This is a genomic window from Corynebacterium sp. ACRPQ, assembly GCF_022347225.1.
In the GTDB taxonomy this organism is placed as follows: domain Bacteria; phylum Actinomycetota; class Actinomycetes; order Mycobacteriales; family Mycobacteriaceae; genus Corynebacterium; species Corynebacterium tuberculostearicum_D.
This window is the reverse complement of the sequence record NZ_JAKRNF010000001.1, coordinates 145600-165000: the sequence shown is the minus strand read 5'-3', so window position 1 is coordinate 165000 and position 19401 is coordinate 145600. Positions and strand designations below refer to the sequence as shown.

Below are 19401 nucleotides of genomic sequence, written 5' to 3'. Positions count from 1 at the left end.
TGCCATGCTGGAAGTCATGACTTCCACTTTGCCCGTGCTGCTACTTTTTATCGGCCTCATCCTCGGCGCGGTAATGGGCTGGCTGGCCCATTCTTACTCCGCTACGCGCTCCGCGCCGAGCGCCGAGCACCGCGCGCTACAAGACTCGCAGCGCCGCCAAGCCGAACTCCAACCGCTAGAAAAGGCCATGGACCGCTTGGGATTTCAGCTCCAAGAAATTGAGGAAGACCGCACCGCGCTGCTCGCCTCCCTCTCCAGCCAGGTGCAGGCGGTGACCCGCACCTCCTCCCGCCTGACCGAACGCACCGACAAACTAGTAACCGCTTTGCGCTCACCCAATGTGCGTGGCCGTTGGGGCGAGGTGCAATTAGAGCGCGTGGTGGAGCTAGGCGGTATGACCAAACACGTGGACTTTGATTGCCAGGTCTCCGCCCCATTAGGCGGGCGCATCGTCCGCCCTGACATGCTCATCAATTTGGCCGGTGGCCGCCACATCATCGTCGATGCCAAGGTTCCTTTTACCTCTTACCTTGACGCCCTAGAAACCGATGACCCGGAAGAACACGCCGGCTTCCTCCGCCGCCACGCGCATTTAATGCGCGGCCACGTCCAAGCACTATCGCAGAAGGACTACATTGAGGCGTTTCAACCAACGCCCGAGTTCGTCATCCTCTTCGTTCCCGCAGACCCCTTCCTTGATGCCGCGCTATCGGTGGATCCAGAACTTATCGAGTACGCCTTTGAACGCAATGTAGTCATTGCCACCCCCAGCTCGCTTTTTGCCCTCTTGCGCACGGTGGCCATGGGCTGGCACCAAGAAGATATCTCCGCCAAGGCTAAGGAGGTCCAGCGCTTAGGGCGCGAACTGTATACGCGCCTGAATACGCTTTCTGATCACTACAGCAAGGTGGGCCATAACCTGGAGAAAGCAGTCGAGGCTTATAATGCCACGCTTTCTTCGCTTGATTCCCGCGTGGGCGTGACCGCCCGCAAATTGCATGAGATGGATATCCCCGGCCGCACGGATCGCACCCCGCGGGAGCCCTTGCCTATTGATACCTGGCCGCGCGGGAATTCGGCACTATAAATCCGCCGCTTTCGTGCGTGGAAATAGCCATGGGCCGGCGGCAACCGGTAGGATCTTCCGACGTGTCACAAGCCAAGCAAAGAAAGTCCTCCGCCGCCCAAAGCTCCGGTCTCCCCAGCATCACGCTGGGCAAGGGCCTTGGGCTGCTCGCGGCACTCTTGCTCACGGGCGCGTTGATTTCCATCCTGATGGGTTCCATCGGGTGGGCTTACCTCGCGTTCCTTGTCATCGGCTCGCTGCTGGTGGCGCTCATCGTAGAAGAACGCGGCCTCTTCCTCACCGTGGCTTCTATCCCCATTGTGTATGCCATAACGGTGGGCGTGGCCGGTTTCTTTATCACCAAGGCCAACTTGCCAGACGGCGCATCGGCGTTTTCCAAGACGGCGATCGTCACCGCGGCGTTCCCCCTTGTCCAGAGGTTCCTGTGGCTCCTCATTGCCTTCGTGGGTGCGGCAATCATCGCCTGGCTGCGCTGGGCACGCTATCGCAAGACGGCCAAGCGCACCGCCGAAATGGAAACCGCTTCCCGCCGTGCCGACGCCGAACAAGACCGACGCAACCGCGAGGAACGCCTATCGGTTGCAGACTTGATGGCGCGCGATAAGCCGGCAAAGAACTCCAAGCAGTCTCAAGCCGCACCGCAGCGCGCCCGCGCCTCGCACACGTTAAAGAAGTCACGCCCAGCGCCAAAGGATCGCCTGCGTGGGCGCGACCGTGAAGAGCGCCGCCGAATGCAACAAGAGGAACGCGACAATCCGCTGCGCCCGGATCCAGCCCGGCGCGCTGGCGATTCCGTCCCGGCGTCTCAGCAGGAGAAGGAACAGCCTAAGCAAGGCTGGGACGATAACCTCTACGACGAGGATTAAAGCAAAAAGAAAGGCCCGTTTCCGGGCCTTTCTTTCGTTTTCACCGCCGTATAGGCGAACGCTACTTAGGTGCGTGCTGGGCGCAGGTCGCGCGGCAGGGCGAAGGTAATCGTCTCGGTAGAGGTAGTTACCTGCTCTACGTCGCTATAACCGCGCTCGTCTAGGAACTCCAGTACTTCGCGTACCAGCAACTCAGGTACCGAAGCACCGCAGGTTACGCCGACGGTCTGGACGTCTTCCAACCAAGATTCGTCGATTTCCTTGGCAAAATCCACGAGGTGGGAAGCCTTGGCGCCTGCCTCCAGCGCCACCTCAACCAAGCGCACCGAGTTGGAGGAGTTCTTAGAGCCCACCACAATCATCAGGTCGCACTGTGGCGCAATGGCCTTGACGGATTCTTGGCGGTTTTGGGTGGCGTAGCAAATATCGTCTGAAGGCGGGTTCTCCAGGTGTGGGAAGCGCTCGCGCAGCTTATTGACAATGGTGATGGTCTCATCCACCGATAGCGTGGTCTGGGACAGCCAAATAAGCTTCTCATCCTGCAAGAAATCTGGCAGCTTGGCGACGCCCTCGACACCGTCCACGAGGTGGGTGACCTCAGGTGCTTCGCCGGCAGTGCCTTCTACTTCTTCGTGGCCTTCGTGGCCAACCAAGAGGATGTGGTAGCCATCGCGCTGGAAGCGCTGGGCTTCCTTATGCACCTTGGTTACCAATGGGCAGGTGGCATCCAAAGTAAGCTGCTTGCGCTGCGTTGCTTCTGCGCGCACGGCAGGGGAAATACCGTGGGCGGAGAAGACTAGGTGGGCGCCTTCTGGTGCCTCAGAGGCCTCGTCGACGAAGATGACGCCGCGGTCTGCCAGAGATTCTACGACGTAACGGTTGTGCACGATTTGTTTGCGTACATAAATGGGCGCGCCGTACTTTTCCAGCGCCTTTTCTACGGTCTCGACCGCGCGGTCCACGCCTGCGCAGTATCCGCGCGGGGCCGCGAGGAGAACATTTTTACCATCAGTCATGGCTCCCAGAGTATCGAAACACTACGCAAAACAATAGTGGGGCCTAACGTCACCTTTCTGGCTACCCCGAGCGGGGCAATAGACCGCGCTGGCCCCTAAACTAGACGGAAGAACACGGCAGACTGAAGAAAGGGAGGCTGTGTGAATCAACCGGCAAATACTCCGGATACTCCCTGGCCCGTTGGCAAGGTCAATGACCAAGTCAAGGGCTGGATCGAGCGCCTGGGTTACCTGTGGGTAGAGGGTCAGTTGACCCAAATTAACTTCAAGCCCACCTGGAAGCTGTCCTACCTCACTCTGCGTGACGTACAGCAGGAAAAGTCCGTGCAATTGACTTGCCCATCATCGATGTTGCAGTCATTGTCAGCACCGCTGAAAGACGGCGACCGCGTCATTGTCCATGGCAAGCCAGCCTTTTACGCGGGACGCGGGTCCTTTTCACTGTGGACCACCGAAATTCGTCATGTAGGCATTGGCGATCTGCTCGCTCGTATTGAAAAGCTGCGCCAACAGCTGGCTACTGAAGGCCTTTTCGATCCCGCACGCAAGCGGCCCCTCCCCTACCTGCCACACAAAATTGGGCTGATTACCGGACGCGGCTCGGCTGCAGAGCGGGATGTGATGGCGGTAGCCCATGACCGCTGGCCAGCGGTGCAGTTCCGCGTCCTCAATACCGCGGTCCAGGGTGCGAATACCGTGCCTGAGGTTATTGATGCGCTCCAGCAGCTTGATGCGGATCCTGAAGTCGACGTCATCATCATCGCCCGTGGCGGCGGCTCCGTGGAAGATCTGCTGCCTTTCTCGGAAGAAGCACTGCAACGCGCAGTGGCTGCGGCCGGCACCCCGGTAGTCTCTGCCATTGGCCATGAGCCGGACAGCCCGGTGCTCGATAACGTCGCCGACCTGCGCGCTGCGACGCCTACCGACGCCGCCAAGCGCGTCGTGCCCTCTGTGGCCGAGGAACGCGCCATCGTCGCAGAGGCTCGCTCTCGCATGGCGGCCGCGCTGCGCGGCTGGGTGGAAAGGGAACGTCGCGGCCTCGACAATATTCGTTCCCGGCCTGTCATGGCAGACCCGATGACCCCTATCCGTGCGCGCCGCGAAGAGGTGGAGCGAACCCGCGCTACCATGCGGCGAGAAATTGAAGTCATGGTGGAGCGGGAAACCCGACACGTTGAATCGCTGCGCGCCCGCGTATCGGCGTTGGGACCGTCGGCGACTCTCGCCCGCGGATACTCCATTGTCCAAGTAGTGCCCAAGGACGGTTCCGGGCCCGAGGTTGTCACCTCTTATAAGCAATCCCCGCCTGGCGCTCAACTGCGCATTCGAGTGGGCGATGGATCTATTACCGCAGTTTCTATGGCCTCCCAGGCCGCCGATTAATCACCAACCGAGGAGAAAATCATGTCCGATGACACCATTGGTACCGGCCAGCCAGGCCAGGATGCTTTTACCCCAGTAGAAGAATTGAGCTATGAGCAAGCCCGCGATGAGCTTATTGAGACCGTGAAGATTCTCGAGCTTGGGCAGATGGGCTTGGATGAGTCGCTAAAGTATTGGGAGCGCGGCGAGGCCCTTGCCCGTGCGTGCGAGTCGCACCTCGACGGCGCGGCGAAGCGTGTGGAAGACGCGCTCGATAAGGCCGAGGACGCAGACGCTGAAGGAGACGAGTAGTGCAGATCTATGGTTATCCAGGCGAGCGCGTGGATTTTGTGTCGAAATCCGCGGCCGCCGGTTCCATCATGGCGGGAGATTCCCGAGATTTCGTAGAAGAATTCTTCGGTCCTGCACACACCCGCGACGATAATGAGGTGAGCTACTTCTCCCGATCCGTGGTGCTGCGCTTTACGGACGACAAAGTACGCGAAATCGCCGTTTATCCGCAGCGCTCGCAGCGTGAGCGCATCGATGTCTTTGTAGGAAAGACACGCCTCAGCGGCCTGGATGCGGAGGCTTTGGCGGAGGTTATTGCCCAGGCCGGCGACGGTCTTAGCGCCACCGCCGCGGAAGAAGGCTTGGGCGAGGTTATTTTTCGGCTATAGGTGCGGCGTCGATAAACGCAGCGGTAGCAGCCTCAAAGTCACTGTCGTCCGCGGCGCCGGAAATGATGAGGCGGGCATCGCCCAAATCCGTAACCCACAGGCGGCGCACGGAATCATCGTCGCTTTCTAGCACCCGCACTTGGTGGCCCTTGACCTCGCGGGCGGATTCAATGCCGCGGTAGTTGGCATCGTACGCCTCGCCTGCCTTATCGGCCGCGACCTGCGTTTGTGTAGACTCCACAAACCCTTGGTCAGCGGTCACCCAGCTGACCACGGTGGCATTCTCGCCGCCCATATCTACGCGGCGGGCAGCATTGGCCTCCCAGCCCTCCGGCATTTCGGGATTGCGAATAGCACCGACCCCTGCGCGAGCCTGGGTGTCTAGGAAGGTTTGTTCATCCACTTCCTGCACCGCTCCCTGCTGGGTTTCGGAGTTAATTGAGCACAGGCCGGTCGCTCCCACGGCGAGCAGCATCATAATCACCACGACGGCGAGGGACAGGGAAATATCCTTCGCGCCTTCAAAAATCTTTGGTCTTTCTTCTGCAGCCACGCGCCTTAGTATCGCACGGCCTGCTTTCAAAAAGCCACACGGCCCCTTTTGCTCCGAAAGATCTGTCAATCCCCCACAAATGGGGCGCAAAATCGAACCCATTAGAGCAAAAAAGTGCGAGAATGGAAAGGTAGAGCATCAAGGGGAACACCCCTCGATGAGAAAACTATGGAAGGCAACCACTACACATGTCCGAAAATACGTCTTATCTTCCTGACCGCAACCTGGCAATGGAACTGGTTCGTGTCACCGAGGCAGCAGCACTCGCTTCCGGCCGTTGGGTAGGCCGCGGCCAGAAGAATGAGGGCGATGGCGCGGCGGTCGACGCCATGCGCAAGCTCATCAATTCCGTAGCGATGAACGGCGTCGTTGTCATTGGTGAGGGCGAAAAGGATGAGGCCCCCATGCTCTTTAACGGCGAAGAGGTAGGCACCGGCGAGGGTGCCGCCATGGATATCGCCGTAGACCCAGTCGACGGTACCCGTTTGATGGCAGAAGGACGCCCCAACGCCATCTCCGTCATTGCGGCTGCCGAACGCGGAACCATGTATGACCCTTCCGCAGTCTTCTACATGGAAAAGATTGCCGTTGGCCCCGAGGCAGTTGGCGCTATCGATATCAACGAGTCCGTGGAATGGAATATCCAGTCCGTGGCAAAGGCGAAGAATATTCGCCCCTCCGATCTGACGGTGGTGGTCCTTGACCGTCCTCGTCACGAACAGCTCATCTCTGAAATTCGCGCCGCTGGCGCCAAGGTACGCCTCATCATGGATGGTGACGTAGCCGGCGCCATCGCCACCTGCCAGGATTCGAACTCCATCGACATGATGATGGGCATCGGCGGCACTCCAGAAGGCATCATCACCGCCTGCGCTATGCGCTGCATGGGCGGCGAAATCCAGGGCAAGCTGTGGCCGAAGGATGAAGAGGAAGCAGAAAAGGCCCGTGCAGCCGGCCATGATTTGGACCGCGTTCTCAAGACCACTGACTTGGTCTCCTCCGAAAACTGCTACTTCGCTGCCACCGGCGTGACCAATGGTGACATGCTGCGCGGTGTTTCCTACCGCAATTCCGGCGCTACGACCCGCTCGCTGGTTATGCGTTCTAAGTCCGGCACCATCCGCTACATCGACTCCATCCATAAGCTATCTAAGCTGCAGGAGTATTCCGTAGTGGATTACACCACCCCGACCAAAAACTAGGGTTCACCCCCGAAGGCGGCCCTTCTTGTAGTTCTCCGCCATACTGGAAAGCACACACTACCCATTTAACTGAGGTGATCTTCACATGACTGAATACCGCATTGAACATGACACCATGGGCGAAGTTAAGGTTCCTGCAGATGCCCTGTGGCGTGCACAGACCCAGCGCGCAGTGGACAACTTCCCTATCTCCGGCCGTGGCCTGGAAAATGCGCAGATTCGCGCTCTTGGCCTGCTCAAAGCAGCCTGCGCCCAGGTAAATAAGGATTCCGGCAAGCTGGATGCAGATAAGGCCGATGCCATTATTGCCGCTGCTACCGAAATCGCCGAGGGCAAGCATAACGATGCCTTCCCTATCGACGTTTTCCAGACCGGTTCCGGCACCTCGTCCAATATGAACACCAATGAGGTCATCGCCTCCTTGGCACATAACAATGGCGTGGAAATTCACCCGAATGACCACGTGAACATGGGCCAGTCTTCCAATGACACCTTCCCCACCGCTACGCACGTGGCTGCTACGGAAGCTGCCGTTAATGACCTCATCCCGGGCCTGAAGGTCCTCCACGAGTCCTTGACCAAGAAGGCCAAGGAATTCGCTGATGTGGTCAAGGCCGGCCGCACCCACCTGATGGATGCCACCCCGGTTACCCTGGGCCAGGAATTCGGCGGCTACGCCCGCCAGATCGAGCTGGGCATCGAACGCATTGAGGCCACCCTGCCGCGTCTGGGTGAGCTGGCCATCGGCGGCACCGCCACCGGTACCGGCCTGAATACCTCCGCTGACTTCGGCGCCAAGGTGACCGAGGAGCTTAAGAAGCTCACCGGTGTGAAGGAACTGAAGGAAGCAGAAAATCACTTCGAGGCACAGGCTGCCCGCGATGGCTTGGTGGAATTCTCCGGCGCCATGCGCTCGATTGCTGTATCCCTCAATAAGATTGCCAATGACCTGCGCATGATGGGCTCCGGCCCGCTGACCGGCCTGGCCGAGATTCACCTGAAGGACCTGCAGCCGGGTTCCTCCATCATGCCGGGTAAGGTCAACCCGGTTATTCCGGAGGCTGTCACCATGGTAGCGGGCCAGGTGGTAGGCAACGACGCCGCCGTAGCCTTCGGCGGCGCCCAGGGCCACTTCGAGCTCAACGTCTTCATCCCGATGATGGCGCGCAACGTACTCGAGTCCGCTCGCCTGCTGGCAAATGCTTCCCGCGTCTTCGCCGATAAGTGCATCGATCACATCGAGGCCAACGAGGAGCGCATGAAGCACTTTGCGGAGTCGTCCACCTCCATCGTGACCCCGCTCAACTCTGCCATCGGCTACGAGAACGCAGCCAAGGCGGCAAAGCACGCCCTGCACGAGAAGATCACCGTCCGCCAGGCCGTTATTGACTTGGGCTTCGTCGACGGCGAAAACCTCACCGAGGAGGAGCTGGATAAGCGCCTCAACGTGCTGAGCATGACCAACCGCGACCGCGATAACTTCTAAGTAATCGCCGCACCGCCACCCCGCCCGGGCAGGACTCGGGCGGGGTTTCGCATGTCTGGGGTAAGGGGGGCGTCGGCAAGCGCTATGGCTTAGCACACATTAGGGGAAACGCACCTCTAAAGTCACCACTTTTGCACTTGGTGCAAGTTTGCACCGAGTGTAAAGTTGCATGGCGTGCAAGAAGAATTATCACTACGCGAGCAGAAGCGCCTCGAGACTCGCCTGCGCATTGAGGATGCCGCCACGAAACTGGTGGATGAACAATCCTTTAGCGCGGTCACGATTGAGAGGATCTGCGAAGTAGCCAGTATTTCTCGGCGCACTTTCTTCAATTATTTCGATTCCAAAGAATCCGCCGTACTGGGCGCCCCGAGCACCGAGTTTACGGAGGAGATGCGGGAATTCTTCCTCACGGAGCCAACGACCAGCATGGTAGGACTCGTCCTCCAGTTGGTCAGGCAGCATATGGAAGGCCACCACATCAACCCGACCATCCGGGACCGCCGCAAGCGCATCTCTAATGATCCGGATGCGGCCGCGGCGGCAATAAGCCGGAAACGGGCAAAATCCGTTGAGCTTATCGACCTCATTGAAAAACGCCTCACCTCAGAACCGGAACTTCGCGTCCTCGATAGCTGCTCCTCGAGCACCGAGGCGATGCTCATCGCCAGCCTCGTCCGCGAGGCACTTTGGCTCGCGATGGCATCCCCCGATGCAGATTGCAGCGAAGACCTCGACGCGCGACTCGATACTTCCCTCACGCTAATAACAGATTTTATGAAAGGAATGCGATGGTAGATACGGCCGCAAAGGCCCCTTCGCAGGGTCAGTCCCGAGCCGATAACCTCGGGCTCATTTTCTCGGCTTTGATGCTCACCATGCTGATGAGCTCTTTGGGCCAAATGATCTTCTCTTCTGCTCTTCCAACCATCGTTGGTGAGCTGGGCGGCGTCGACCACATGAGCTGGGTCATCTCCGCCTTCCTTGTCACCATGACCATCGCCATGCCCATTTCCGGCAAGCTGGGTGACATGCTGGGCCGCAAGTGGCTCTACATCGGCGGTATCGCCATCTTCGTCGTGGGCTCTACCCTCGGCGGCTTTGCTAACTCCATGACGCTGCTGATCATCGCCCGCGCTGTGCAGGGCTTCGGCGCAGGTTTTATGATGATTTCCTCCCAGTCCATCATCGCCGAGGTCACCTCCTCCCGTGAGCGCGGCAAGTTCATGGGCATCATGGGCGGCGTCTTCGGCCTGTCCTCCGTTCTCGGCCCCGTCCTCGGCGGCTGGTTCACCGACGGCCCAGGCTGGCGCTGGGGCATGTGGATGAATATCCCGCTGGGCATCCTCGCCATTATCGTGTGCACCCTAGTGCTGCACCTGCGCGTAGGCGATGCCGATATGAAGCGCTTTGACTGGCTTGGTGCTACCTTCATCGCCATCACCACCGCTTCCCTTATCCTCATGACCACCTGGGGCGGCACCGAGTACGAGTGGGGCTCTTCCATGATCCTCACCTTGGGTGCCATCACCATCATCGGCGCCATCATCACCGTCCTGATGGAACTGCGCGCCAAGGAACCGCTCATCCCGGTTCGCCTGTTCAAGAACCGCAACATGGCCCTGACCACCCTCTCCGGCGTGGTACTTGGCCTGGCAATGTTCGGTGTTCTGGGCTACATGCCTACCTACCTGCAGATGGTGCACACCCTGACCCCAACCAAGGCGGGTCTCATGATGATCCCGATGATGGTGGGCCTTATCGGCACCTCCACCGGCGTAGGCTTCATTATCGCCCGCACCGGCCACTACAAGGTCTACCCCATCATCGGCCTGGCGATTACCGCCGGCGCCCTGTTCTGGATGTCCCACCTCTCCGTAGAGACTTCCCTGAAGCAGCTGGGCTGCGAATTCCTCGTCTTCGGCATCGGTCTGGGCATGGTTATCCAGGTCCTCGTGCTCATCGTCCAGAACTCCTTCCCACTGTCCCAGGTGGGTACGGCTACCGCGGCGAATAACTTCTTCCGCCAGATCGGCTCCGCCCTCGGCGCTTCCCTGGTCGGCTCCATGTTCATCCACAATATGAAGGATGAGATGGCCACCCGCATGCCTGAGGCTTTCCAGAAGATGGGCCCGGAGGGTGCTGCCTACGCGGAGAAGTTTGGCGATGCCAATGGCGGTGCCAATAGCCTCACCCCGGATTTGGTTGCATCCTTCCCCAAGCCCATCGAGGAAGCCATCCTCAACTCCTACAATGACGGACTGACCCCGGTCATCGCCCTCATGGTTCCGCTGGTTATCGTCGCCCTCATCCTCCTCCTGCCACTGCGCGAGGAACGACTGAAGGAAACGATTGACTAATATCACCTTCACCTGCAGAAATACAGGCCACTAGCCAGGAGCTGCACGCCCTGCGCGATGCACTCCCGCTTGCCGACGCCCCCATAGAATCCGCCCTTGGATATGCCCCGGCGCCCTCCAAGCGGCGTTGCAAATCCAGGCCGATCCCATCGAGGTGTGGCGCAAGCCCGCGCGCACGGTGGACCGATATGCCCCGCCCTAGGCGGGGCATTTTTATTGCCGCTCCCCTGGTTCTAAGGCCTAAACAAAAAGCCCCTGCCATCGTTACCACGAGTGTGGTACGAGCAGGGGCTAGTATGCGCCGGGGAAGCTACCGCTTCTTTTCCTCCGGCTTGGGCAAAAGCAGCTCATATACGTCGGTATCGCGCCACTGGCCCGCAAGCTCGCCGTAGGTCATCTTTGCCATGTGCGAGTAGGTACCCACTTTCACGAAGCCGCGCGACTTATGCAGCCCCGCAGAACCTGCATTTTCAGGGAAAATCCATGAGTGGATGGCCCACTTGTGCAGGTCTTGACACACCTCAATCAGGCGGTCCAAAAGTGCGCCGCCGATACCGCGGCCCTGCGCCTCGGTGCCTAGGTAGATGGAATCCTCCACTACTCCGTGGAAGACGGTGCGGGTAGATACAGGGGCCGCAGAAACCCACCCCAGGACCTTTGAATCATCATCTGCTTCAACGGCCACATACACCGAAGGCATGATCTTGCCGGCTTTGAATTCTTCAAAGGTCAGGGATCGGGTCTCATAGGTAGCGTGCCCAGTATTGAGCCCCTGTTCATAGATCTCTCGCATCTGCGGGTAATCCGCCGCGGTGAAGGGGCGGATGCGGAAATCTTTCTTCTTGTCGTCCGAAGACGTCTGCTTGGCGTTCTCGCTCATATACAACATTATTACTGGGACATGCCCAGCTTCGCCACGCTGTACACATAAAGATCACCCAACGCGAACGAACTTGGCCTAGTTGCCGCCTTCCAATAGGTCAGTAACGAGCTCCGCAATGGCCGAGCGCTCAGAACGTTGCAGAGTAATATGTGCAAAAAGCTCGTGCCCCTTGAGCTTTTCAATCACTGCTTGGACTCCGTCGTGCCGGCCCACGCGAAGGTTATCGCGCTGCGCCACATCGTGAGTAAGAACTACTCGCGAGCCCTTCCCCAACCGGGAAAGCACAGTAAGCAGGACGTTTCGTTCCAAGGACTGCGCCTCGTCCACGATGACAAAAGCATCATGCAGCGAGCGACCGCGAATATGCGTTAGCGGCAAGACCTCGATGAGGCCGCGTTCGTGCACCTCTTCCATGACGTTGTCAGACACCAAGCCCTCCAAGGTGTCATAGACCGCCTGCGCCCACGGGTTCATCTTGTCCGATTCGGTACCCGGTAGGTATCCCAGGGACTGTCCGCCCACCGCATACATCGGACGGAAGACCACAATGCGGCGGTGCTCACCACGCTCGAGCACTGCCTCCAAGCCGGCACACAGGGCGAGTGCCGACTTGCCGGTGCCGGCACGGCCACCGATGGAGACAATTCCTACGTTTGGGTCCATCAGCAGGTCCAAAGCAATACGCTGCTCCGCGGAGCGTCCCTGGAGGCCAAAGGCATTGATATCACCACGTACAAGCTCGACCACGCCATCCGCAGTCATCCGACCCAGCGCGGATTGCGCGCCCGCAGCCAAGGTCAAGCCGCAGTGCACCGGTAGATCCTCAACGGCGGTGCCCTTTTCCGTTTCGACGCCGTCTAGCATGACTTCCCCATCACGATAGAGGGCATCGATGACATCCGAGCTGGTTTGCACCGTCGCCATTCCGGTATAGCCGGTCAAGACTACGTCCTGGGCGTGATACTCATCCGCCTGCACACCAACTGCACCGGCCTTCACGCGCAGCGGCACGTCCTTCGTGACCAGCACGGTGTCCTTCCCTTCGTGCGCAAGGTTGAGAGCGCACGCCAAGATGCGGTGGTCGCCTTCTGGCCCGCGGAACGCGGTAGGCAGCAAGGATTGGTCTTGATGGTTCAATTCCACGCGCAGGGTGCCGCCATCCACATTGACGGGCACCGGCTGGTCTAAGGCCTCATAGGTAGCGCGCAGCTCCTCCAAAAAGCGAAGAGCTTGGCGGGCGAACCAGCCAAGCTCTGGGTGATGACGCTTTCCTTCCAGTTCAGAAATAACTACAACGGGAAGGACCACATCGTGTTCTGCAAATTTGCGCAGGGCCCAAGGGTCAGACAGCAAGACCGAGGTATCCACTACATAGGTCTTGGTAGCGACGGTGTTATCAGTAGTGGCAAGCGGAGTAGAAAGTACAGAGGGACGAGACATGATGGCAGGGTTCTCCCTTAGTGTGCGGTAGATCAGACTTCTTCCGAATCACCCCGAATCCCCGGGGTTGCCACCCAAAGTAGGCACCGAAGGTTGAAATTACATGGGTGCAAGATGAACATTAAGAAAACGAAAAATCCCTCCGCAGCACATGCTGCAGAGGGAAAAGCTCTAAAGTAGCTTTTTACTTCTCTACGGAGGAGGTGAACTTGCCGCTCTCGTCCTGGATCCAGGAGATTACGCCATCGTCGAACTGCTGGGTCCAGCCCTTGCCCTGAGCAGCCTTTTCCTCAGCAGCCTTAGGCAGGCCTACCTCAGAGTCCAAGCCGCCCTGCTCCTTCCAGGTTTCAGCAATCTTGCCGACGATAGGCTGAGCGCCCTCATCGTCGCCGAAGGTCAGCATGTTGCCGTTATCGAAGTTAGCGAGGAACTCATCGTCGTCACCCTGCTCGATGCTCTTTACGTCGCCCCACTCAGCCTTCTTCTCTTCAATAGCGGAAGCGAAATCAGCCGGAACATCTACGTCACCGTTAGCGGTAGCGATGGACTTGGTAGCGCCGCCCTTGTCGTCAGCATCATCCTTGTCGTCGGCATCTTCAGAGTCAGATGCTTCTGCATCCTCAGAATCGTCCGCGTCATCAGCGTCATCATTGGAAGTAGCCTCAGCAGCAGCGGAGCCAGCAGCGTCGGTAGCGTCTGCAGCTACGGAGCCGGCGGAATCCTTAGCGTCGTTAGCTGCATCCTCAGCATCGGAGCATGCTACGAGAGCTACGGACAGGGTTGCGGCTGCAAAGCCACCTGCGATACGACGGGTCATCTTCTGCATTACTGCATCATCCTTTCATCGAGAAAGTAAGTTAATTCTAAAATTATTGTTAAATCGTCCTTTATGACGAACAAAGCCCACCGTAACGACGACTCCCAGCTGGCACCACCCGCTCAGACAGGAAGTAGACAGCAAACAGTAAAGGCCTACCTACGTTTGCGCTGCTTAGGGGCCTTCTTTTTCTTGTGTAACGAATTGTTAACGTTTCTCCGCGCTTGCTTCGCCTTCGCCTTTTCCCTGGCGCTGCGTTTCGGCTTCTCTTGGCGGGAGGAACGGGCCGTGCGGCCCTTAGCGACGCCCACGAAGTCCTGAATTGCTTCCCCGTCATCGTCCTTGCGCCACACCAATGCAATCTCCGTCACCGGCACGGACTCGTCCTTAAGGCCCAACGGCACCACCTGCTTTTTACTCAGGACCTTCAGCAGGGGCCGCGGCGCAATCGCGATACCCACATTGGCCGCCACTACCTGCAAGGCGTCGCGGACGGCGGGGACATCGACAAGCCCGGAATCGGCGAGGCGGTAGTTGAGGTGTTCATCGGCGACGTCGGCAAGCGCAAGCTCCTCGCCCACCTCCGCATAGACCGAGTCTTTGGGAACGGCAATGCCAGGGGCCTCTTTATAAAGTCGCACCACATGAAAGGTGTCATCCACCCGCGCATCCGGCAAGCGCGCAAGAGCTAGGTCCACCTCGCCGGCTACCAGCGGGGCAAGCGCATCGTCCGCATCAACGGTGTACAAGCCACCATGAGCAGTATTTTCCTCGAATCGGCGGAACCACTTTCCAGGCTCTGTGCCGGTGGCAAAAGCTAAGCGCAGCATAGAGGACAGTCTACTGAAAGTGCTACGGTAAAAGCGTGACTGAAGAACAAAAGCAACCATCCGGCACCGCTATGCGTGCCCAAACCGCGGCGAAGAAGCTAGGCATCTACCTACCCGCCGCGCCGGACGAGTTCCAAAATAGTGCCATTAGCCACGAAGAGCTGCGCGAATTGCAGCATAATCCGCCCGAGTGGCTCCAAACCTTGCGCCGCGAAGGGCCTCACCCCCGCCCCGAGGTTGCCCATAAGCTGGGAATCTCTGTTACCGCGCTCAAGAAGAACGATATGGATAAGCCGCTGACCACAGCGGAAATCAATCAGCTCCTCCAAGAGCAGCCGGAATGGCTCCAGCAGGCCCGCGCTACCATGGCGCAGGCCCGTGGCCATGAGGTGAAGGACTAAACCAGCTTCCAGTCCTCGAGGCCCTCATACAGCGGGTAGTGCTGGGCAATCTTGTCCACGCGAGCACGCAGGGCCTCCACATCGGCATTCTTGCCCTGGACCAGGGCGGTGCCGATAATATCTGCAACCTCGGTGAAGGCCTCGGCGTCGAGGCCGCGGGTTGCCAGCGCAGAGGTACCAATGCGAAGGCCAGAGGTGACCATCGGTGGACGCGGGTCATTCGGCACGGCATTGCGGTTAACGGTAATGCCTACCTCGTGCAGCAGATCCTCTGCCTGCTGTCCATCCAATTCGGAATTGCGCAGGTCCGCCAAGACCAAGTGCACATCGGTGCCGCCGGTCAGCACGTCCACGCCAGCCGCCTTGGCATCATCTGCGGTAAGGCGCTCTGCCAGAATGCGAGCACCCTCCAAGGTGCGCTCCTGGCGCTCCTTGAATTCCTCGGTAGCAGCAATCTTCATAGCAATGGCCTTGGCAGCGACCACGTGCATCAGCGGTCCGCCCTGCTGGCCCGGGAAGACGTTGGAATTGATCTTCTTGGCATAATCCTGCTTGGCCAGAATCATGCCGGAGCGCGGGCCGCCCAGGGTCTTGTGCACGGTGGTGGACACGATATCCGCGTGAGGCACTGGGCTCGGGTGCAGGCCGGCTGCCACGAGACCAGCAAAGTGGGCCATATCTACCCACAGGTAAGCGCCGACCTCATCAGCGATTTCACGGAAGGCCGCGAAATCCATGGTGCGCGGGTAGGCAGACCAGCCGCCGATAATCACCTTCGGCTTTTCCTTCAGCGCCTGCTCGCGCAGCTTATCCATGTCCACACGCATGGTCTCTGGATCCACCTCATAGGCAGCGACATCATAAAGCTTGCCAGAGAAGTTCAACTTCATGCCGTGGGTGAGGTGGCCGCCGTGTGCCAGGGACAGGCCCAAAATCTTGTCGCCCGGCTCAGCGATGGTGGAAAGCACCGCTGCGTTCGCCTGCGCACCGGAGTGCGGCTGAACGTTGGCGAATTCCGCACCAAAGAGTTCCTTAGCGCGGTTGCGGGCTAGGTCCTCCACGACGTCGACATGCTCGCAGCCACCGTAGTAACGGCGACCCGGGTAGCCCTCGGCGTACTTGTTAGTGAGCACGGAGCCCTGTGCCTGGAGCACGGCGCGAGGCACAAAGTTCTCAGAAGCGATCATTTCCAGGGTTTCGCGCTGGCGGGAAATCTCTCCCTGAATTGCGCCGAATACGTCCGGATCGAGGTCGCGGAGGTCAGAGGTAAAAGAAGCCATAAAGGTGTGGTCCCCTTCTCAAAATCAAGCGGTATGGGATGCTGCATATCTTATCGTGCCATGCACCCTTAGGGGGCATACTTTTACCCACGGATTATGCAAGTGCGACAATAGAGCCATGGCGCGCACATTGGATTCGAGTCCTTACCTAGATTTTGACCGCGAGACCTGGCGTGAACTGCGTAAATCCATGCCTCAGGTGCTCACGGAAACCGAGGTGGAAAAGCTTCGCGGCCTAGGAGACCGCATCGACCTAGACGAGGTAGCTGATGTCTACCTTCCCCTCTCTCGCCTCATCCATATGCAGGTCATGGCACGCCAGCAGCTCACCACGGCTACCGAATCCTTCTTAGGCAATCCTCCGACGCACGTTCCCTTTGTCATCGGTGTGGCCGGCTCCGTGGCAGTGGGAAAATCCACCACCGCCCGTCTCCTGCAGGTGCTGCTGCAACGCTGGGAATCCCACCCCAAGGTGGCGCTCGTGACAACCGACGGCTTCCTCTTCCCCACCAAGACTCTCAAGGAACGCGGCCTCATGCAGCGCAAGGGATTTCCGGAATCCTATGACCGGCGCGCACTCCTCCGCTTTGTCACAGACGTAAAATCAGGAAAGCCATTTGTCAAGGCACCGCTTTATTCCCACATCACCTATGACATTGTGGACGGTGAGTACCAAGAAGTTCACCAGCCCGACATCCTCATCCTGGAAGGGCTCAACGTGCTACAAACGAGCCCCACGTTGACCGTGGCGGACCTCTTTGATTTCTCGGTCTACGTTGATGCCCGCACCGACGATATCGAGCAGTGGTATATCGACCGCTTCCTTACTCTGCGCCACACCGCTTTCCGCGAGCCCAACGCCCACTTCTCTTCCTTCGCAGACATGAACGATGAGGAAGCCCGCGCCCAAGCCCGCGAAATTTGGCAGTCCATTAACCTGCCGAACTTGGTGGAAAATATCCTGCCCACCCGTGTGCGAGCCTCCCTCGTGCTGAAAAAGGGCTCGCATCACCTGGTAGAACAGGTGCGAATGCGCAAGCTCTAGAGCCTATTTGCCAAAGCGGCGCGAACGTTGGGAGTAATCCCGCAAGGCGCGAAGGAAATCCACCTTGCGGAATGCAGGCCAGTAAGTATCCGTAAACCAGATTTCGGAGTACGCGGCCTGCCACAGCAGAAAGCCCGACAGGCGTTGTTCACCAGAAGTGCGGATAACCAAATCTGGGTCCGGAAGACCCTTGGTGTACAGGTGCTCCCCAATGGATTCTGCGGTGACGCGGTCCGCCATCTCAGCTGCGGTAGTTCCCTTCTCTGCTTCCGCACGCACCAAGTTCTGCACGGCGTCCACAATTTCTTGGCGCCCGCCATAGCCCACCGCCACATTGACGATGACACCCGTATTGTCCTTGGTTTCCGCTGCCGCCGTCACCATGCGCTGGCGAATATCATCCGGGAGTAGATCGAGGTGGCCGACCAAGCGCACCTGACAGCCGACGTCGCTATGGGATAGGTGCGTGACCACATCCGAGATAATGTCAAAGAGCAGCTCTACTTCCTGCTCGCTGCGCTTCAGATTCTCCGTGGACAGCAAATAAATGGTGACCACTTCGATATCGGTATCGCGGCACCACGAAATCATCTCTCCGATTTTCTTCGCACCTTGGCGGTGACCATGGCTGATATCGGTGAAACCAGCCTCACGCGCCCACCGACGATTGCCATCGGCCATAATGGCGATGTGCTTAGGCTGCGGCTTGCCCTTGATCAGGCGCGCCAGCCGCGCTTCATAAGCTGGGTAAGCCAGCTGCTTGAGAGAACTCACGCTCATCAGTCTATCCGCCTAGAAAATGGACTTCTTGCGGTTATCGTAAATGCCGGCTTCCTTCATCGCCTCATCCACGGCTTCCTCATCGAACGGATCGATTCCGTGATCCTCCGCAAACATCATGCGACGACGAAAGCGTGAGTAACGGCGATGGAAATTCCAGCCTGCAAACAGCACCGCAACTCCCATAAGCGCCAAGATCAGTAGACCGATGGGCGAAGCTTTGCCAAATTCAGGGCCCATTGGGCCACCTTCGGCGCCCTCGGTTCCTTGGGCTAGTACAAATACGTCATGTGCGGCCAGAACGAAAGAGCCATACATGCTCATGTCTTAGGCCTCCTCTTTCTCTTCGATGCCGGCAAAAAGGTCATTTTCTGGCAGGGAGGTAGAAACGCGGGTCTTCGCCAGTTCAAACTCCTCGGTGGGCCAAAGGCGCTGCTGTACCTCCACCGACGTCGCCAAGAAGGCACCCGCCGGATCGATCTGCGTGGCGTGCGCCCGCAAGGCCTCCTCGCGATTGCTGAAGTAATCCGCGCATTCCACCTGGGTGGTTACACGCGCCATGATATCGCCAAAAGTGGTGTCCCAGCGCGCCAGCATCGGCCCATAGGGGCTGGTATTCCCCTCTTCTAATAGCAAATCATGGAACATCTTCATGCGCTGGTAGACGAAGCCGTGCGAGTAGTACAGCTTCAGCGGCTCCCACGGCTTACCCCGCTCTGGGTGGTACGCGGCATCGCCTGCCTTCTCCCACGCGATCATAGAAGCCCGGTGCACCATCAAATGGTCTGGGTGCGGGTAGCCACCATTTTCGTCATAGGTGACAATGACGTGTGGTCGAAATTCACGGATAACCTGGACGTATTCCTGCGCGACGGTGTCATCTCCCAGCAACGCGAAACAGCCCTCCGGCAGCAATTCCTCCATAGTCTTGCCTTCAACCGGGTCCGGCAATCCGGAATCAACGTGGCCCAGCCAGCGATGTTGTACGCCCAGTGCCCGCGCAGCGTTAGCCATTTCTTCCCGGCGGACCTCGCCCATCTTTTCCTTGATTTCCGGACGGTCCATGGCAGGGTTAATCACATCGCCGCGCTCACCACCGGTACAGGTCAGCACCAAAACCTCATTGCCTTCTGCGGCATAGCGCGCGGTGGTTGCGGCACCCTTGGAAGATTCATCGTCTGGGTGCGCGTGGATAGCTAGTAGGCGAAAATCGCTCACTGAAAATCCATCCCCTTATTAATCTAGGTTCTTTGAACAGATGATTATCCTAGTAGATAATTGGAAAACCATGGTCCTCGACTAGAGTGGAAGCC

The 19401-nt window shown here is 58.7% G+C and carries 21 protein-coding genes; 11 read left to right on the top strand and 10 right to left on the bottom strand.

Going from position 1 to position 19401, the window contains the following annotated elements:
• The first annotated feature begins 16 nt into the window (after positions 1–16).
• Both MHY24_RS00805 and MHY24_RS00800 read left to right on the top strand, forming a co-directional pair.
• Positions 17–1087, top strand: a complete 1071-nt coding sequence (locus MHY24_RS00805) for a DNA recombination protein RmuC (RefSeq protein WP_239228024.1) — start codon at positions 17–19, stop codon at positions 1085–1087.
• Positions 1088–1149: 62 nt separating this feature from the next.
• The gene (locus MHY24_RS00800; RefSeq protein ID WP_239228023.1) at positions 1150–1953 is read left to right on the top strand and encodes a DUF6542 domain-containing protein; all 804 of its coding nucleotides are present in this window, start codon (positions 1150–1152) and stop codon (positions 1951–1953) included.
• Between the two features lie 65 nt (positions 1954–2018).
• Here MHY24_RS00800 and MHY24_RS00795 read toward each other — a convergent pair whose 3' ends face one another.
• Positions 2019–2969 carry a 4-hydroxy-3-methylbut-2-enyl diphosphate reductase gene (locus MHY24_RS00795; RefSeq protein ID WP_239228022.1) on the bottom strand — a complete coding sequence of 317 codons (951 nt, stop codon included), beginning with the start codon at positions 2967–2969 and terminating at the stop codon, positions 2019–2021.
• 141 nt (positions 2970–3110) lie between these two features.
• Here MHY24_RS00795 and xseA point away from each other — a divergent pair, with 141 nt between their 5' ends.
• The 3 genes from xseA to MHY24_RS00780 are packed head-to-tail and all read left to right on the top strand — an operon-like array spanning position 3111 to position 5011.
• Positions 3111–4352: an exodeoxyribonuclease VII large subunit gene (gene xseA / locus MHY24_RS00790; RefSeq protein ID WP_239228021.1), complete on the top strand. Its 1242-nt coding sequence runs from the start codon at positions 3111–3113 to the stop codon at positions 4350–4352.
• Positions 4353–4373: 21 nt separating this feature from the next.
• Positions 4374–4643 carry an exodeoxyribonuclease VII small subunit gene (locus tag MHY24_RS00785; RefSeq protein WP_150851804.1) on the top strand — a complete coding sequence of 90 codons (270 nt, stop codon included), beginning with the start codon at positions 4374–4376 and terminating at the stop codon, positions 4641–4643.
• Positions 4643–5011, top strand: a complete 369-nt coding sequence (locus MHY24_RS00780) for a hypothetical protein (protein ID WP_239228020.1) — start codon at positions 4643–4645, stop codon at positions 5009–5011. Before MHY24_RS00785 ends, MHY24_RS00780 begins: the two co-directional genes overlap by 1 nt.
• On the opposite strand, the gene MHY24_RS00775 is transcribed toward MHY24_RS00780, so the two are convergent.
• The gene (locus MHY24_RS00775) at positions 4995–5564 is read right to left on the bottom strand and encodes a DUF4245 domain-containing protein (RefSeq protein ID WP_200435108.1); all 570 of its coding nucleotides are present in this window, start codon (positions 5562–5564) and stop codon (positions 4995–4997) included. The two genes, MHY24_RS00780 and MHY24_RS00775, sit on opposite strands and share 17 nt — an antisense overlap.
• Before the next feature lie 188 nt (positions 5565–5752).
• Here MHY24_RS00775 and glpX point away from each other — a divergent pair, with 188 nt between their 5' ends.
• From glpX to MHY24_RS00755, 4 genes are all read left to right on the top strand, one after another.
• A complete protein-coding gene (glpX, locus tag MHY24_RS00770; protein ID WP_239228019.1) occupies positions 5753–6766 on the top strand; it encodes a class II fructose-bisphosphatase in 1014 nt (337 codons plus the stop codon).
• Between the two features lie 85 nt (positions 6767–6851).
• Complete coding sequence (locus tag MHY24_RS00765) at positions 6852–8252, top strand: class II fumarate hydratase (RefSeq protein WP_239228018.1); 1401 nt, start codon at positions 6852–6854, stop codon at positions 8250–8252.
• A gap of 174 nt (positions 8253–8426) precedes the next feature.
• A complete protein-coding gene (locus MHY24_RS00760) occupies positions 8427–9050 on the top strand; it encodes a TetR/AcrR family transcriptional regulator (protein WP_239228017.1) in 624 nt (207 codons plus the stop codon).
• Entirely contained in the window at positions 9044–10612 is a 1569-nt protein-coding gene (locus MHY24_RS00755) for an MDR family MFS transporter (RefSeq protein ID WP_239228016.1), read from the top strand. The genes MHY24_RS00760 and MHY24_RS00755 overlap by 7 nt, the downstream gene beginning before the upstream one ends.
• Before the next feature lie 310 nt (positions 10613–10922).
• Here MHY24_RS00755 and MHY24_RS00750 read toward each other — a convergent pair whose 3' ends face one another.
• From MHY24_RS00750 to MHY24_RS00735, 4 genes are all read right to left on the bottom strand, one after another.
• Positions 10923–11492: a GNAT family N-acetyltransferase gene (locus MHY24_RS00750; protein ID WP_239228015.1), complete on the bottom strand. Its 570-nt coding sequence runs from the start codon at positions 11490–11492 to the stop codon at positions 10923–10925.
• A gap of 78 nt (positions 11493–11570) precedes the next feature.
• Positions 11571–12935, bottom strand: a complete 1365-nt coding sequence (locus MHY24_RS00745) for a PhoH family protein (RefSeq protein WP_239228014.1) — start codon at positions 12933–12935, stop codon at positions 11571–11573.
• Between the two features lie 184 nt (positions 12936–13119).
• Positions 13120–13761, bottom strand: a complete 642-nt coding sequence (locus MHY24_RS00740) for an LGFP repeat-containing protein (RefSeq protein WP_239228013.1) — start codon at positions 13759–13761, stop codon at positions 13120–13122.
• A gap of 146 nt (positions 13762–13907) precedes the next feature.
• A complete protein-coding gene (locus MHY24_RS00735; protein ID WP_239228012.1) occupies positions 13908–14582 on the bottom strand; it encodes a LysR family transcriptional regulator substrate-binding protein in 675 nt (224 codons plus the stop codon).
• Positions 14583–14653: 71 nt separating this feature from the next.
• Here MHY24_RS00735 and MHY24_RS00730 point away from each other — a divergent pair, with 71 nt between their 5' ends.
• Positions 14654–14983 carry a DUF5997 family protein gene (locus MHY24_RS00730; RefSeq protein WP_023021891.1) on the top strand — a complete coding sequence of 110 codons (330 nt, stop codon included), beginning with the start codon at positions 14654–14656 and terminating at the stop codon, positions 14981–14983.
• Here the strand turns inward: MHY24_RS00730 and glyA are convergent.
• The gene (glyA, locus tag MHY24_RS00725) at positions 14980–16263 is read right to left on the bottom strand and encodes a serine hydroxymethyltransferase (protein ID WP_005323605.1); all 1284 of its coding nucleotides are present in this window, start codon (positions 16261–16263) and stop codon (positions 14980–14982) included. The genes MHY24_RS00730 and glyA overlap by 4 nt on opposite strands.
• A gap of 118 nt (positions 16264–16381) precedes the next feature.
• Between glyA and coaA the strand changes: the two genes are divergently transcribed.
• Entirely contained in the window at positions 16382–17308 is a 927-nt protein-coding gene (gene coaA / locus MHY24_RS00720; protein WP_204609640.1) for a type I pantothenate kinase, read from the top strand.
• Between the two features lie 3 nt (positions 17309–17311).
• Here coaA and MHY24_RS00715 read toward each other — a convergent pair whose 3' ends face one another.
• Genes MHY24_RS00715 through mca form a run of 3 tightly spaced genes read right to left on the bottom strand, consistent with a single transcriptional unit; the run spans position 17312 to position 19306 of the window.
• Positions 17312–18082: an isoprenyl transferase gene (locus MHY24_RS00715; RefSeq protein WP_269953294.1), complete on the bottom strand. Its 771-nt coding sequence runs from the start codon at positions 18080–18082 to the stop codon at positions 17312–17314.
• A gap of 18 nt (positions 18083–18100) precedes the next feature.
• The gene (locus tag MHY24_RS00710; RefSeq protein WP_204609642.1) at positions 18101–18412 is read right to left on the bottom strand and encodes a hypothetical protein; all 312 of its coding nucleotides are present in this window, start codon (positions 18410–18412) and stop codon (positions 18101–18103) included.
• A gap of 3 nt (positions 18413–18415) precedes the next feature.
• Positions 18416–19306 (bottom strand): mycothiol conjugate amidase Mca, encoded by an 891-nt coding sequence (mca, locus tag MHY24_RS00705; RefSeq protein WP_239228011.1) that lies wholly within the window; start codon positions 19304–19306, stop codon positions 18416–18418.
• Positions 19307–19401: the final 95 nt, after the last annotated feature.

Bases quoted from the DNA above. Each gene is read 5' to 3' on its own strand.
- MHY24_RS00805 (WP_239228024.1), top strand. From the start codon at position 17: ATGACTTCCACTTTGCCCGTGCTGCTACTTTTTATCGGCCTCATCCTC.
- MHY24_RS00795 (WP_239228022.1), bottom strand. From the start codon at position 2,969: ATGACTGATGGTAAAAATGTTCTCCTCGCGGCCCCGCGCGGATACTGC.
- MHY24_RS00785 (WP_150851804.1), top strand. From the start codon at position 4,374: ATGTCCGATGACACCATTGGTACCGGCCAGCCAGGCCAGGATGCTTTT.
- glpX (WP_239228019.1), top strand. From the start codon at position 5,753: ATGTCCGAAAATACGTCTTATCTTCCTGACCGCAACCTGGCAATGGAA.
- MHY24_RS00765 (WP_239228018.1), top strand. From the start codon at position 6,852: ATGACTGAATACCGCATTGAACATGACACCATGGGCGAAGTTAAGGTT.
- MHY24_RS00755 (WP_239228016.1), top strand. From the start codon at position 9,044: ATGGTAGATACGGCCGCAAAGGCCCCTTCGCAGGGTCAGTCCCGAGCC.
- MHY24_RS00750 (WP_239228015.1), bottom strand. From the start codon at position 11,492: ATGAGCGAGAACGCCAAGCAGACGTCTTCGGACGACAAGAAGAAAGAT.
- MHY24_RS00745 (WP_239228014.1), bottom strand. From the start codon at position 12,935: ATGTCTCGTCCCTCTGTACTTTCTACTCCGCTTGCCACTACTGATAAC.
- MHY24_RS00740 (WP_239228013.1), bottom strand. From the start codon at position 13,761: ATGCAGAAGATGACCCGTCGTATCGCAGGTGGCTTTGCAGCCGCAACC.
- MHY24_RS00735 (WP_239228012.1), bottom strand. From the start codon at position 14,582: ATGCTGCGCTTAGCTTTTGCCACCGGCACAGAGCCTGGAAAGTGGTTC.
- MHY24_RS00730 (WP_023021891.1), top strand. From the start codon at position 14,654: ATGCGTGCCCAAACCGCGGCGAAGAAGCTAGGCATCTACCTACCCGCC.
- glyA (WP_005323605.1), bottom strand. From the start codon at position 16,263: ATGGCTTCTTTTACCTCTGACCTCCGCGACCTCGATCCGGACGTATTC.
- coaA (WP_204609640.1), top strand. From the start codon at position 16,382: ATGGCGCGCACATTGGATTCGAGTCCTTACCTAGATTTTGACCGCGAG.
- MHY24_RS00710 (WP_204609642.1), bottom strand. From the start codon at position 18,412: ATGAGCATGTATGGCTCTTTCGTTCTGGCCGCACATGACGTATTTGTA.